We start from the raw sequence: 15,323 nt of genomic DNA on the forward strand, positions 1-15,323 counted from the left end.
GTAAAATCTGCCATGATCTTATAGTCTTTTCCCAAACGGTTTTATAGTGTCGGGAAGAGTGAAGATCGCGATGATGAGTGAATCCAATGCTGACGGGATGATGAACCCCAAACCTGAGCGCGAGGTGGTTGAACTGGAGAAACTCCGAAAGAGCGTTGAGGAACTTACGAGACAGGTCGCTAAGCTGGAGGAGAGGAGAAAGCCAGATTCCCTAGGCTGGGACGACATAGCGCAGGAGATAGTCGGGGCGATAACCTTCGCGCTTCCCTTCATCTTCACCGGCGAGGTCTGGGACGTGGCAAAGGACATCTCGGTCGAGCGCTCGCTCGCCATCTTCCTCATGACGATTGGCCTCGCTTATCTGTTCCTCACGAAGGCAGGGCTCGGAAACCTGAAGCGCGAGGAAATTTTCCACGTCCCCAAGAGGCTTATAACCGTCGCCCTCATCTCATACGCCGTTTCCGCGGTTCTAATCTACCTCTTCGGCATAGATTACATAGCCCACTTCGACGCGGTCCAGTACTTCAACGCGACGGTCATAATAAGCACCTTCGCGGTCATAGGCGCGATAGCGGTTGACATGGTGAGGTAAATGAAAGTAGTAACGGGAAAGCGCTGGGAGGCCTTCGCCGATGAGAATGCTGTCCTTTTTCCCGAGTATCAGAAGAACCGAGACGAGCTGGTTGACTTCGTGAGCTCACTGAAGGGCGACGAGACGATAGTAACGGCGAGTCTGGAGCTGGTAGACCTGATAGCTAACCGATTTAGGAAGGGCGAGGAGAACGTTCTAATCTACTCCGACACCGGGAGAAGCATAACGCTCAAGGAAGCCTACGAGCTGAGGAAATACCTCGACTTCGACGTTCGCGGGGGCTTCTCGGGGGAAAATGCCAAGGCGAGCGTCCTCTTCGTCGAGGGAAAGACCGACGCCAAGTTCTTCAAGGCCGTCTTCAAGAAGCTCTTCGAGTTCAGGGAGAGCCGAAATGCCCCGTACCAGTTCAGGTTTATAGAGCGTGTCTTTGAGCGCGACAACTTCGACCTCCTAAGACGGGAATCGGACGGGGTTTACCTCGCCGTTATCCCGAGCGAGGGCAACTCCGGGGTGATTAGAAACCTCGGAAACTTTCTAAGGGCCATGGAGGTCTTCGATTTCAGTGTTGAGGGGCTCGGCGTTGCCATCGACATCGACGAGAGCAGGGAAAGCGCCCTCGCCTCGATAGCGGGGAAGCTCTCGGGCTTTGAGCATGGGACGACGGCGAGGGGCTACCTCGTCGGAAAAACCGAGGTAATTCCGCTCGTTATCGGACTGCCCTTCGAGGACGAGCTGATAGAGTGGAAAAAACCGACGGTCGAGGACCTGATGCTCCACCTCATCGAGCGCGAGGGACTGCTCGACAGGGTCAGGCCGGGCATTAAAGCGCTAAACGAGAGCCTCGGGAGAAAGCTCAAGCCCAAGGAAGTCATGTATCTGGCGCTTTCCGCATACGGACACTGGGGCAACCTCGAGGGCTTCTACGAGCTGTTCGTCATGCGCTCCCGGTTTAGAAACCTCAAGGCGGTTCTGAGGGAAGCCGGGCTTATGGAAGGACTCAGGTATCTCGCATTCGTGTCCTAGTTTCAGGAGTTACTTGGCGGGTTACTGAGAAGGGCAACGTAATAAGGAGGGAGGGTTGATCACCCCTCAATGCGAAACGCAACAAGGGGAACTCCTTGATCTGTTTCCTTAGATTCTGATAAGCCTTCAAAGACCAGGTGGCGCGAACCGCTCTCACCGTAGAGGTCGAGGGTAAAGGTGAAGGCGCTCATGTTATCGCTTTTGTACCTCACATCAATGGAGAAGTTCCCCGGCCAAACGTCGGGAATTGCTCCCTCTGGAGACAGAACTGAGACAAAACCTGAGGCATCAATTGAGAAATAATCACTGGGAAGCTCGTTCAGCGAGAACTGGTAGTATGGATACGTGATGGTATCCGAGGTGTACCCGCCCGCGAGCTTCCACGAACTAACCGGGGCGGGCATTACGTTGGGCGGCCTCTCGTGTCCCCACGAAAGCGAGGCAGGTTCGAAGCCCTTTACGAAGACGTACTCCTCGTAGAAATTGCCACCGCTTACGTGCACACTCCAGCGTTCGCACCTGTAGGTAAAGTTCATCCAGACGTACACGCCTTCACCGCGACCAAATGCCGCGTGAGAGACGCTCCCCCCATGGGGGCTGTAGAGATAGACCGTTCCCACTCTCATCAATTCCCCGTTGAGGAAGACGTAAACTCCGAATCCAACGCGCGCGTTTTGGGAATAGCTCCAGGTTACCTGTCCCCAGCTGGTGTTGTCAAAGTTCCTAACCTCCGCAACGACCGCTGGGATAGTCATTTCTTTCGATTCTTCAAGAACCTCGCTGACATCATCCGATCCCGAGGTGCAGGAAGAAGTCCCGCTCTGCCCAGGCGACGCGTTAACCTGCAAAAGCCGCCTATACCTTGGAACGATCGTTATTTTTGAAGAGCGGGCCTTTTCGTCCAGGGGAAATCCGTGAACGGCAACTTCGCAGCCCCGCACAATGGTCAGCACAATGAAGGGCTCACCTCCGTAGGATCTCTTCTTTACCGCTTCACTCCATGCTCTCCTCAGCCCGGACACGTCCAGATAAACGGTTCCTCCCTTAATCGAGAGGGGCTGGATTTCCCTAAAGCCATCGGGATAGAGGGCCTTAACGAGAATCCTCGCCCCCGTGGAATTCTGGATCTCGATCGCCACGACCTCCGAGGAGGACGAGTGAGCGTGAAGTGCCATCGCAAGAACTCCCAACACGACGAGGATCGCCGTTAACAGTGCAAGCATCTTCCCCTTCATGGGAACCACTAAAACAATGTAGGCTCATCATGATATTTAACAATTGCTGTTCATCGCCGATATTTTGCATGAGTATATTGTTCTTTCGACTGTGCAAAGTATAAAGAAGCTCCAGTTGGGGCCGTTTGCGGTTTAGTGGGCTTGAGACTGTCCCAAGGAACCCACAATTAAACAAAAGTATAATTACCGAATTAAATAATTATCGGGGCTAAACCCCGAGCAGGAACTTCCAGAGGGGAACGACCCTTATCTTCCTGCCCTCAAACTCCCGCACGTCTTCTTCGTCGAGAGTAACTACCGTCAGATTCTTGCAGTTGAGCGTTTTGGACGCGCGGATAAGGGCTGAAATCTCTCGTTCCCTGGCATCTTCAAGGCTTAGGGTGACCTGAATCAGTTCAACGACTCTCCCGGATTCAGAAACCACGAAATCAACCTCCTTCTCGCCGGAACCGCCATAGTAGTGAATCTCCAGGAGAGGATTGAAGTAGTGCTTCCTCCTGAGTAGCTCAAGGAAGACCGCGTTTTCCATGTCCCTTCCGGTCTCTTTGCGCGAGAAAAGGGCAAGGCCGGTGTCCACGAGATAGACCTTCTTCGGCGCCCTGAGGGATTCCTTCTCGGAGCGGGCGAACCTGGGGAGGAAGAAAACGAAGAACGAGTCTTCCAAAGCCCTGAGGTACTCAAGAACGGTCGTCTTCGACGTCCCGAACTCCGACTTGAGAAAGCGGTGTATCGCGCTGTACGACGTGTACTTAGCGTAGCTCGCCAGGAGAAGCTTGACTATGGCCTCAACGAGGGCCACGTTCCTTATCCTGTGCCTCTCAACGACGTCCCTCGTTATCATCACCGAGAGATACTCTTCAAGGATTCTAACCCTGTCCTCGAACAGCGCCACTTCTGGAAAAGCGCCATAATAAAGGTACTCGTCGAGCAGTTTCCGCACTCGATTGGTGGTTCTGCCGTAGATGTCCTTCCGCTCGAAGGATAGGCCCCTGAACCTCAGGAACTCCCGGAAGGATAGGGGAAGCAGAGTGTACGCTACCCCCCGTCCCCTGAGCTGGGTGGCGACTTCCCTCGACAGCAACCGCGACGAAGAGCCGGTGACCGCCACGAGGAAACCCTCATCGAGGAGGTATCTAACGCCGATTTCCCAGTCCGGGACGTTTTGAACCTCGTCGAGCAAAAAGTGAACCGTCTTCCCGATGTTTTCGGGGTAGAGGTCAAAGTAGGCATCAACGAGGTTTGGAAAGTCACGTCCGGTTATTCCAAAGAGAAGGGGGTTTTCGAAGTTCATGTAAACGTAGCGCTCCCGTTCTTTACCTATCAGCGAGTAGAGGAGGTACGTCTTCCCTGAGCGCCTCGGGCCGACAATCGCGGTTGCCTTGCCCGGAATGAACGTGAGCTTGAGTTCTCTCTCGATTACCTCAGGAAGTTCACGCTCATGGAAGAGCCTTATGTATCGCTTGACGTCCTCAGGGTTCATGGTACTATACACTGTACCAATGCTTAAAAAGATTTGGTACGCTTTACTGTACCAAAAACAACTTTTCTTGGTACATCGCACAGTACCAGTCAAAGGCAAGCCTAACGGTCCCGGAGAGAACGGGAAAATATCAGAGCGCGCCCTTCTCTCTCAGAAGCGCGAGATAGCTCGTGAAGGCTCCCGTCGAGATTGTATCGCCGAGGCCGACCGTCGAAACCGGGTTCTTAACGAGCCTCGTCGGGATTATCACGACCTTGTATTCCCTCGTGCGGAGCCTCCTCTTGGCCTCCTCAAAGCGGAGCTTGACGTACTCCCCGCGCTCGTTGTAGGGGACGCTTAGACCGACTTTAAAGTCCTCGGGCGAGCGGACGTCGCCGAGCGAGGCCCTCGCCGCCGCTAAAGTCGTTGCCAGCTCAAGGCTTCTCCTGAGCTCGTCCTCGCTCAACGGGTTGTCAGCGTGGGTGATGTACATGAGGTAGTAAATCGTGTGGATTTGAAGAACCTCGAGGTTCATCTCGTCGATGAGGATTTTTCCGCCCAAGACAGTGTCCTCGATGCGGTTGTAGGTGAATATCCTGTCGGCGAGCTTGGAGTAGCCGAGGGCGCTCAGAACGTAGGCTATCTCAGACTCGTCCATGCCGACGCTGTCAACGAGCGGGAAGAGGTTGTAGATGACCTTCTTCCTGAGTTCCCTGCTCTGTATCGAGGCGAACTCGAGGTGGACCTTGACGTCCTTCTCGCGCTTGAGCAGGAGAATGTCCTTCTTGGCCTCCCTGAGGTAGTAGTTCGCGTCCTTTCCGTCGGAATAGCGGAGCCTTATCCCCTGATAGCCCGAGAGGATTGCACCGTCAATCTGGAGGCCAATCTCGGGGAGGAAGGGTTTGAGCTTCTCCTCCGTGTAAATCCTTATGCTCTCGAAGCGGGCCGAAACGATGAAGCGACCGGAGTACGGAACTGTAATCGTCTCGTCGCCCAGTCTGAAGGTCGTTCCAGCGCGGAACTCAAAAATCCTGTTCACCTTGACGGGGTCGTTCTCGCGGTAGGCCTCGCGGGGGTGCTTCAGAACGAGCTTTCTGTTCTCAACGACGGGATAGAATAAGTTGGGCTTATTAACGAACATCTCCGCCTGCCTTTTCGCGAGGTGGGGAGTGTAAACGATTACCTTCCTGAAGTCGAGGTTGGCCAGGAGGTTCGCTATTATTCCAGCCTGACCCCCGATTCTCTCAACGTCGTACTTGAAGTGGCTGTCGAACCAGCCCTGGAGCTCCTCGTTGACGAGTGGAACCGCCATCGGCTTTCCGGTCTTGAGGGCGTGAACGAGCCTCGCAACAAAGTCAATCGGCTCCTCAATCTGCCGGGGGAACTCCTCCATTCTTTTCCTGACCGCATCGGCGCCGAACTCGTCGATGAGCCTCTGAACGGTCTCGCCTTTCAGGTAGACTATCGCGTCAACGTTCGCGTTGTAGGCGGTGAAGATCGATAGCTTCCTTGCCTCGTCGAGGAGCTCCATCATTATGTATCACCCTCAGTGAGTAAAGAGCTCTGAATCTTAAAAGGATTTCGGGAGGCTTTATCACTCCGAGTGTTCAGGCAAATTTTAAAAGCACATGCACGTGATTATCTTTCGGGATTTTGAGGTGGTACACATGCGATTTAGGAGAACCGTTATGTCGGTAGGCCTGGCCCTTCTCCTACTCCTAAGCGTGGGGGGGGCCGTTGCACTTTTGGAGCCACAGCCAAAGCCAGACCTGATCGGGGACCTGCCAAGGCCGGTGATAATCGGGATGAGCGTGCATAAAACCGTCTGCAACGGAAAGGCCACCATCGACGTCACGGTGAACAACTACGGGGGAAGCACCGCCATGGGCACGCTCAAGGCCTACGTCGACGGAAACGCCGGGGACGGCGTGGCCATAGAGGTTGACCCATACCACCCAACGACCTTCACAGTAGAGGCCCCCGCAGGGCCCGGTGAGCATACTGTCAAGGTCGTTCTCACCTATCCGGGCGGAAGCGACTCGATGAGCAAAACGGCGACGCTCCTCAAGGATTCCGACTGCGACTACCTCAGCGATCGGGAGGAATACGAATACGGAACCGACCCACTGAACAAAGACACCGACGGGGACGGTATTATCGACTCCCGGGACATGAACCCCGTTGGGGACTACAGGATAACGATCTACATCCTCAGGGCGAGGGCGCTGGACGATGTTGACAGTTCGATTACCGGTCACAACCCTGCGGACATGAGCCTCGACGTTACCGTGAACGGACAGACCAAAACGCTCCGCCTGACCGACAATCAGGACGACCTGGAGAGAAAGATCCCTGCCGGTGCGGATCCGCTCTTCAACCTTGAGGACTACGCAATAGCCAAGGCTACCTTCGACGTCCCGGACGACAGGGTTTTCGTCCCGATAACCTTCCACCTCTACGACAGAGATAACGATGACGGGACAAAGAGGACCGAAATGGACGTTTCCCCCGGTCCCGACACCGTTGCGAGGATAATGTACAACCTCAAAACAGGAACCTGGAGCGGCGACGATTATCCGGGGGACGCGGAGAAGTACTTCGGTTACGGCCACCTGAGCGGCTGCGGCGACGGCTCGTGCGGCGTTTCTTCTCACGATCCCGACAAGGATCTGAAAGTCTACGTCAAGTACGAGAGCATACTGCAGAAAAAGGGAATCGACGGGAGAATTTTGAAGGTGTACTCGCCCGCCAACGTCAGTGAAGTAAGGCTGAAATCCGGAAAAGACACCATGATCATCAGAAAACCGGAGAGCGTCCACGTGGCTGAAGTTCTCCTGAGCAACGGGAGCGTTGTGAACGTCACCCTCGTCAACACATACAACGCCAGGATCTTCGACCTCAAGCCAATAAAGCCCCCCGTCAATCCGGACGTTCCCCTGGCCAGGAAGAACCTATCGAGCGTGGAAGTGATAGCCACCACCCCGGAGGAACCGTTAAAGGGTGAAGTTGAGATAATTCCACTGGAAGGCGGCCTCATCGATCCCGGCCTCGGGGACGTAGTTACGTACTCCTCCCAGGAGGAGCACGACGGGGAGATCTGGTTCGTCATCGTGCCGGACGATTCCGACGGGATACCCTTCTGGCGCGAGGTCGAGCTGAACAAAGAGCTGGAAGCGAACGGGTTCTCAGAGAGGTTCGACCCGGGCGACGGCTACATGATAAGAAGCTACTATCCAGAGCTCGCCGAAAGCCTGAACGAGATGGACGAGCTCGGCGACTACGACGGTGACGGTGTTCCGAACGCGGTTGAGGTTTTGATCGGGAAGGATCCTGCGAAGAGAGATATACTTGGAATCCAGCTCAACGTTTCCGTTGAGTGGAAGATGAGCGATGAGGACAAGGAAAAACTGGTTTACAGCATCAGGAAGGCGAGCGACTTCATCTACGACTACACGGACGGCTACGCGATGATTACGAGGATAACGGTCTGGGACGACAAGAGGAACTGGGATAAGGCTGATGTTAGGGTGCACGATACAACATGGGTGATTCCCCAAACTGGTTTTGAGATTTTCTATCAGGGGTGGCCAAAATCTGCAATAGGAGGATATTGGACTGGCGGAAACGTTATGATGCCTGAGAGGTATCAGGGTGGACCAGGGAACGGTGGTTCCATTGGTGACGTTAGCTGGGGCAGGACTTTGGGCCACGAGCTCGGTCACTACGTCTTCTGGCTTGGGGACGAGTACATGGACTGGCACGGTCATAGTTACCAGCTCTGGTACTATGGAACACTGGAGGCCGCGGCAACTGACTCGACAATAATAGCAGGCGGGGTACTCTCCGCATTGGATTTAACATACTACGCCTATAAGATACAGTTTGGGGACTTTATGAATATTCATTCGGTCATGAATAAACAGTGGAAGTGGAGTGAGCTCAGCACGCCCAGGGATTACGAGAAGTTCAAGAAGGATGCGAGTGAGCTATGGGACAAAACCGATATAGTGTGGAAACTCCTAGGATACAACTCACCCGACGACATGCTCACAGACCAATGGGGTAACGTAACAAAGAACTCTACAACCGACTATGGAATTTGGCATTGCTCAGCATGGGAGGCTGTTTATTCATTCATCACAGACCATAACACTCCTACTTGGATTGTTAATAAGTTTAATAACCCTAAGACACCCCCACGCCGTCAGAGAATCGTAATATCAGCGTCTTTGGCAATTGATAAATGGTTTAAACCCAAAACAGGCCCATATACTGGCGTTGGTTATTTCATGGAGGTGACTTGGGAATGAAAAAGGTTTTAGTTGCTCTCCTCTTGATTCTGCTCCTTTCCTTCTTCGCATATAACGCGTACACTTACCATCAGCTCTCCTCAGCGGAAGGAGCTTACAAGTTAGCGGGAATTTCAGGAGATGAAAAGCTCATTGCGGTCTACCATGATGCTCATTTCTGGCAGTTCGCAACGTACAATCCAAAAACCAACACGCTCAAGCTCTACACGGTTGAGCAATCTTCTATATTCTGGCTGAAGAGCATAACAATGGAAAGCGCGAAGGCTTTAGTAAACTACACTCCCTTAGCTTTAGACTTAAACCAGCTCAAACGATACAAGCCTCACAGTAAAGCACTTCTCTTCAAAACCCTCGGCTGGAAGTACGACTACCAAATCAACGGTTCATACTGGGCAAACTTAAGCGAAATCATCCGGCCGGGAGAAAAATATTATCGGATTTATGGGCTCGGGAGCAGTTCTGGACTTTGGATTAAGTCAAAAGCCGTGTGCAGAAAAACCACCCTCGAGGCTGTATGCTACGGAACAGTGGGGACTAATGGGATTCTCGTGATCCCAGGATTTAAGGATAGTAAAATGCTGTGGGTAGTTGAAGGAGTTAAGGGAAATCCCCAAGTGGCATTCTTTTATCCTGGAGTGGTGCTCAAGACTGTGACAGAGGAGAACAAAGTATTCACGTACTCCAGCGAAGATGGTGACGTAATTGAAAGCATCGTCCAAAAGCTTGAGGGAAAAAATCCCTTTTACCTAGAAGTATGGTTTTCAAGAAAAGCCAAGTGCCCAGGTTACGGACAAATTCTGGCCAACAGGGGAACGTTTTGTGAGCTCTATGCTTGTTACAACGACAATTCAACAAATATAGAACTTGAGAATATTTCCTGCATTCCAAACCTTGAACTAAGAAACGGGTGAGGGAGACATGAAAAAACTTACTGTGATTTTTGGACTCCCTCTAGCTCTCCTCTTGCTCTTCTCTTACTCATACCTCCCAAGCGAGAACATGAACGAACTCTACCAAAAGATTCCAGAGCAAATGAGAGAGAATTCTCAACTTATCGCGGCTTACTACTCCTCCCAAACCGGCTTTAGCGGCTTCAGAGAATACCAATTCGCATTCTACAATCCAAAAGAGCGGACAATTAGCATTTACACGTTCAAAATCTCCAAACTCTTGAAAATCTGGCCAAGAATGACAGAAAACAAAATAACCTGCAAGACCCCATTCAACTACTCAATCCTCGCAACAAGTCCGAAAAAACTCAAAAACTTCACAAACTGCAACAACTGCAGAATACTCCTCTACACGGGCAGAATTTACAAGAATGAGGAAATTGAGAGAATTCAACCAAGAATAGATAACATTCTGCAGCGTAATCGGGAATACTGGAAGGTCAAGGGGATAAAAAGCTCTGAACTCTCTGTCGGAACCGTTAGCATGTATTCAGGAGACACTATAAGGGATATCGGATTCGAAGGTTACCCTGGAGCGCTTCTCCTGCCCAATCAAGGCTCGGAAGTTGGAAAGGCCGTATGGATCGAGATTTACCTAAAGAACAATAAAACAGTTGTGAACGTCCACTATCCAATGAACATAACCCTCAGCGCGATAGCCAAATACAAGATTACCAATAGCTCACTGTGGAGTCCTGACTACACTAAACTCCAGAATATGCTGAGTGAACTGGAAAAATTCGGGAAGTACTCAAAGAAGGCATGGAGATTTAAAGTCTCAATATGGGATCCAGATACAGTATGGATCGAATGGATAATCCCCAGTAAGAACACGTATAGCTATCTCAAAATCGGGAACCAACCCATTCCCATTAGAAGGATATACTTCAAAAAGGTCTACATAACCCACTGTTCAAATAACTAACACGTGATAGACAAGTAGGAGGGCAGACCATGAGAACTCTGGCTGTCTTTGGTTTCTTTTTGATCATCCTTTCCTTCTTCGCCTATAATGCCTACACTTACCATCAGCTCTCCTCAGCGGAAGGAGCTTATAAACTGGCAGGGATTCCAGGGGATGAAAAGCTCATCGCTGCATATCACGATAATGGCTTCTGGCAGTTCGCAACGTACAATCCAAAAACCAGAGAACTCAAAGTCTACTACCTCAGCCAGGGTCATCCATTAGATTTTAGAATCAAAAAGACAAAAACCGTAAAAACATCATTAAACTACTCTCCCCTCGCCCTTGACTTGAAACTCCTTAAGAAAGCGCCGGAAGAGACTCCAGCGTTGCTCTTCGCGGGGAAATGGTACACTAAGGAAAACCCACCAAAATTCCCTACAGTTGAGCAAATCCTTAAAGAGTGCGGCAACAAAACAATAAGGAGATTGAGTGCTTATTATGCCGAAAAGGAACTCTGGATTGGGGCAATAACCATGCAGACAGGCGATGCAATTTATGGAGGAATAGGGCCCGGGAGAATCCTCGTAATACCAAGTTTGAGATCCTACATGGAAAAACCCTTTGTGTGGCGTGTTGAAATTCCAGCAGGAAGGGATAGGTCCCAGCACATTGTCTATTACCCAGGCGGAATTGCAATCAAGGGATATGGAGAAGTCGTTCTCCCAAAAGCGTTTGTGATGGAGAAATGGGTTCTTGAAAAGTCTTTAAACGCAACATTGAAAGCACTGGCAAAGCCTACTCCAATCTCAGGCTCTGCAAGAAGTTTTGTCGATCTCACGATATCCTGCTGGGGCTCAAACTCAATAGAGTGGAGCATCATGTACATTACCAGATACTGGCCCGGCATCTCAATGCAGAACAAAATACCGGAAGGTTACGTTCTTAGTGACTATGGTCAAACCCCCGGAAAATGCCAATAACAAGAACAGCCAATTCACAGGGGTGATCCGGGATGAAGAAGTTCCTTGCTTTGGTTTTACTTTTCCTATTTTTCGCCTATAACACCTACACTTACCATCAGCTCTCCTCAGCGGAGGGAGCTTATAAACTGGCGGGAATTCCAAGCAGTGAAAAACTCATCGCTGCATATCACGATAATGGCTTCTGGCAGTTCGCAACGTACAACCCAAAAACTCGGAAACTCAAAGTCTACGCCATTTACACTGACAAACCAATCCTCCCATGGGGAAGGGACGTAAAGAGCGTAAAAACACCCTTAAATTATTCCCCACTCGCGCTCAATCCAAAACTCCTCGAAAAAGCGCCAAAAGAGACTCCCGCATTACTCTTTGCCGGAAAATGGTACACAAGAAAAAACCCGCCAAAATTCCCAACGGCAGAGCAAATAGCCAAAGAGTACGCTAATAAGACCCTGCGAGAACTCACGGCATACCACGCCAGAAAAGAACTCTGGATCGGAGGTATAACCATCCAAACCGGCGATGCGATTTACGGAGCAATTGGGTCAGGTGGGGTTCTGGTAATACCAGATCTAAAACAAACGGGAAAAAGTTTCATTTGGGAGGTCGAGATACCTATCGACTCAAACGCTTCTAAGTTTGTTGTCAGGTATCTCACTAATATGACAGTGAGAGGAATAGGTATACCCACTCCATCCAACGATTTCATAGTGACCAATGAAACTGTAGAGAAAGCACTAAGCCTATTTGAGAAATCGCAGGTTTCGAAAGCTAATCCCATTTTCCTTGTGATTACCTTATACTCAAGGAGTTCGAATCTTGTAAAGATAAGCATCATGTCGATCACTACATATCAGAAGGGAATATCAATGATGGACAAAATTCCCCGCGGGGACACTCTTGGAGATTACCAAGAAATTCCGATAAACAACACAGAATCAAAGTCTAAAATGCCCGACTAGCATCAATACCAAGTGGAGGTGGCTTGGGGATGAACATCGTTAAGGCTTTGTTTGTTTTTCTTTTTGTCTTTCTCCTCTTGCTTGGCGGATTAGCTTATACAAAGCACACAAAGAACGAGAGATTAAAAGACCCCAAATTCGTTTACGAACACTACCTAAAAACCTATGAAGCCCAGAATTACACCCTCCTTGGAGTCTACTTTGAGCTGGACAGGAGTTCAATACTCAACCCGTGGAAGCCTAAGTGGGAGTTCTATCTCTACAACTCAAGCGGAAAACTCGTGAAGCTTACAATAACGCCAGACGGAGAGAGCAAAGAAAAAGCCAAAACAATCCTCAACTACACAAACCTGACGGTACCTATTAATCAAGTCCAAAACCTACCAAAATACGAGGAAAGATTCAGGGAGATAGTATACCTGCCCAGAGAAGGAAAACTGATAGACCATCCGGCAAGGGGTTACAGTGATTTCAGGAAAGTATGTGTAAAACTCAGCAGAATCCTTGACAACAGAACCTTCAAACTAATCAAAACCATTCGTGGAGGAGTCTATCATTGGTTAACCTTGAAGAACACGAGTATTGTTGGTGGTGTTTTTACGGTAATGAGTTCTACTGATCCGCTTTGCGAGGGCACTTGGCTGGTGGTTGAGCCGTACAACGAAACGCACGATTTAGTAAAAGTCATTTACCCGCACGGGAATGCAAGTACACTAGTAAAAGCACTAAACCTGCCAGTCTTCCAAGGAAAAGAGTATTTGGGACTTTTGAAGAAAGTGGAGGCGGGACATTGCTCGGCTGTGGAGGGTACTTTAGTGAATGCCACTGGAATTTACGTTAATCCTCACGCTCAGGAAATCTTCAACCAAACGGCACCAAAAGCAATAAAGGAGAGGAGATGCTTCACAATCATACAAGTGATAGTCCTGAAAAACGGCACGGTGAAAACATGGGCAAGAGGAACAATATGGTGTGCCAGAGGAGACTAAATACCCACACACTAACACTGGCTACTTCATGGAGGTGGTCTGGGGGTGAAGAAGATCGTTGCCTTTTTGTTTTTGTTCCTTACATTCACAGTGTCTTGGATACTGTGGGAGAGCCATGAAGCCGTGTCCTGTTTTAACTCTCCATATTGCATGACGGAACATCTTAACATAACAGACCACATACTCATCATGCAACACAACGGAAACGAATGGAGAATCGTTACCTACACCGCGGGGAAACTGTCCCTCCATAAAATCGAGCTCAGCGGTTTTATAATCCCCAACATCAGAGACTCCGTGAAAAGCGTCGAGACACAAGTTGATTATTCACCCCTGACTTTTGAAAACAATGCCCTCAAAGGCTTGAAAGGAACAATTGGGCTCATTGCGAAGTTCAACGGAAGCGTTAAGGCCATTCCACCCACTGAGCTTCAAAAACCCCTTGCTTATGAAGAATTACTGAAACTGTGTTCTTCATGCAAGCTCCTCCTTGGCGAGGGCGGGAATTTCCTAAGGCTCGGCTACACCAACCTCACAAGTGGTTACGTGGTCATGCCCTCCCCTAAAGGTAGCTCCAGATTCGTCCTTGAGATCCAATCTTACAACGCAACCAAAGATGTCATAATCGCCAAATACCCAATGGGAACCGTCAAGGGATATATCCCAAAGCTTGATCTTCCTCGTATCGGAAACACGCGCATTCCAACTGACGCTTCCCATTACCTCGAATCCGCTTGGGGTATCCTTGTAACAAAGAATGAAACAGTACTCAATCCAGATCCGTGGAGCATTGTTGAGGAACTAGGAGAATGCAGAATGGTGTACAAAATTACAATTTACAACAACGGAACAATAGAAAAAACAGAATACGGGCTGCCCTGCTGGAGAAGGTAAAACTAAAACCCTTACAATAGTGTTGGCTACTTCATGGAGGTGAGGTGGGGATGAGAGCTCTGCTTACTCTCCTCTTAATTTTGCTCCTTTCCTTCTTCGCATATAACGCGTACACTTACCATCAGCTCTCCTCAGCGGAAGGAGCTTACAAGTTAGCGGGAATTTCAGGAGATGAAAAGCTCATTGCGGTCTACCATGATGTTCATTTCTGGCAGTTTGCCACTTACAACCCTAAAACTCGGGAGCTTAAGGTGTACTACGTCGGTCAAAATCTCCCCCTGCTCTTCAGGACAAAGAAAACAAAAACCGTGAAAACGCCGTTAAACTACTCCCCACTCGCCCTTGACTTAAAACTCCTAGAGAAAGCCCCAAAAGAGACTCCCGCATTACTCTTTGCCGGAAAATGGTACACGAGAGAAAACCCGCCAAAATTCCCAACGGCAGAACAAATCGCCAAAGAATACGAGAACAAAACCCTGAGAGAACTCACGGCATACTACGCCAGAAAAGAACTCTGGATTGGCAGCATAATCCTCCAAACGGGAGATGCCATTTATGGAGGCATTGGGCCAGGACGAATCCTTGTGGTTCCGGCTCTGCAGGACAACATTAGCTTCGTCTGGTATGCTGAAATTCCAGTTAATGCAAATGTTTCACTGAAAAGAGCCGCGTACCCGGGAGACATTACAGTGAAGGGAACCGGAAAGACTAGCCTTTCGACGAGACCCTTTATAATTACAGGGAGGATATTGAACAGGGGACTAACTTCAGCTTTGCGTTCAATTGAAGAGTATCAAGCAAAGGCCGGGCAAAAAACAGAGTTCGCATCCATAACCTTCTACTGTTACCCTGAGAATATTACTTGGGGTTTGATATTTTTAGACGAGTACTGGAAAGGAATTTCAATGGAAAGGAAAATCCCAAGGGCCTACGGCCACATAGATGTTGGTGACACTCATGAGAAATGCAACAAAACCTGAAAATCCAAAAACAGGCCCGTATACTGGCGTCGGCTACTTCAT

Annotated in this window: 13 protein-coding genes; 10 read left to right on the forward strand and 3 right to left on the reverse strand. The window is 49.8% G+C overall.

The features are described 5' to 3' along the window. The first annotated feature begins 97 nt into the window (after positions 1 to 97). Positions 98 to 592 carry a DUF2391 family protein gene (locus TAM4_RS04210; RefSeq protein ID WP_014122002.1) on the forward strand — a complete coding sequence of 165 codons (495 nt, stop codon included), beginning with the start codon at positions 98 to 100 and terminating at the stop codon, positions 590 to 592. Continuing rightward, complete coding sequence (locus TAM4_RS04215; RefSeq protein ID WP_014122003.1) at positions 593 to 1,615, forward strand: DUF3226 domain-containing protein; 1,023 nt, start codon at positions 593 to 595, stop codon at positions 1,613 to 1,615. A 59-nt stretch (positions 1,616 to 1,674) separates the two neighbouring features. Here TAM4_RS04215 and TAM4_RS04220 read toward each other — a convergent pair whose 3' ends face one another. From TAM4_RS04220 to pfkC, 3 genes are all read right to left on the reverse strand, one after another. Further along, positions 1,675 to 2,850 (reverse strand): hypothetical protein, encoded by a 1,176-nt coding sequence (locus tag TAM4_RS04220; protein ID WP_014122004.1) that lies wholly within the window; start codon positions 2,848 to 2,850, stop codon positions 1,675 to 1,677. Positions 2,851 to 3,058: 208 nt separating this feature from the next. Beyond that, positions 3,059 to 4,330: an ATP-binding protein gene (locus tag TAM4_RS04225; RefSeq protein ID WP_014122005.1), complete on the reverse strand. Its 1,272-nt coding sequence runs from the start codon at positions 4,328 to 4,330 to the stop codon at positions 3,059 to 3,061. A 130-nt stretch (positions 4,331 to 4,460) separates the two neighbouring features. Then, the gene (pfkC, locus tag TAM4_RS04230; protein WP_014122006.1) at positions 4,461 to 5,843 is read right to left on the reverse strand and encodes an ADP-specific phosphofructokinase; all 1,383 of its coding nucleotides are present in this window, start codon (positions 5,841 to 5,843) and stop codon (positions 4,461 to 4,463) included. Between the two features lie 133 nt (positions 5,844 to 5,976). Here pfkC and TAM4_RS04235 point away from each other — a divergent pair, with 133 nt between their 5' ends. From TAM4_RS04235 to TAM4_RS04270, 8 genes are read left to right on the forward strand one after another with little or no spacing between them, the layout of a single operon-like run. Further along, positions 5,977 to 8,619, forward strand: coding sequence for a hypothetical protein (locus tag TAM4_RS04235; RefSeq protein ID WP_237702126.1), 2,643 nt, complete (start codon positions 5,977 to 5,979; stop codon positions 8,617 to 8,619). Next, positions 8,616 to 9,530, forward strand: coding sequence for a hypothetical protein (locus TAM4_RS04240; RefSeq protein WP_014122008.1), 915 nt, complete (start codon positions 8,616 to 8,618; stop codon positions 9,528 to 9,530). Before TAM4_RS04235 ends, TAM4_RS04240 begins: the two co-directional genes overlap by 4 nt. A gap of 7 nt (positions 9,531 to 9,537) precedes the next feature. Continuing rightward, complete coding sequence (locus tag TAM4_RS04245; protein ID WP_014122009.1) at positions 9,538 to 10,494, forward strand: hypothetical protein; 957 nt, start codon at positions 9,538 to 9,540, stop codon at positions 10,492 to 10,494. 29 nt (positions 10,495 to 10,523) lie between these two features. Next, positions 10,524 to 11,456, forward strand: coding sequence for a hypothetical protein (locus TAM4_RS04250; protein ID WP_014122010.1), 933 nt, complete (start codon positions 10,524 to 10,526; stop codon positions 11,454 to 11,456). Between the two features lie 32 nt (positions 11,457 to 11,488). Then, entirely contained in the window at positions 11,489 to 12,418 is a 930-nt protein-coding gene (locus tag TAM4_RS04255) for a hypothetical protein (protein ID WP_014122011.1), read from the forward strand. 29 nt (positions 12,419 to 12,447) lie between these two features. Beyond that, positions 12,448 to 13,407 (forward strand): hypothetical protein, encoded by a 960-nt coding sequence (locus TAM4_RS04260; RefSeq protein ID WP_014122012.1) that lies wholly within the window; start codon positions 12,448 to 12,450, stop codon positions 13,405 to 13,407. A gap of 45 nt (positions 13,408 to 13,452) precedes the next feature. Then, on the forward strand, positions 13,453 to 14,301 hold the full coding sequence (locus TAM4_RS04265; protein WP_014122013.1) for a hypothetical protein: 849 nt from the start codon (positions 13,453 to 13,455) through the stop codon (positions 14,299 to 14,301). A gap of 50 nt (positions 14,302 to 14,351) precedes the next feature. Continuing rightward, positions 14,352 to 15,281, forward strand: a complete 930-nt coding sequence (locus TAM4_RS04270) for a hypothetical protein (RefSeq protein ID WP_014122014.1) — start codon at positions 14,352 to 14,354, stop codon at positions 15,279 to 15,281. Positions 15,282 to 15,323 lie beyond the last annotated feature (42 nt).

It is taken from the genome of Thermococcus sp. AM4 (assembly GCF_000151205.2).
Lineage (GTDB): Archaea > Methanobacteriota_B > Thermococci > Thermococcales > Thermococcaceae > Thermococcus.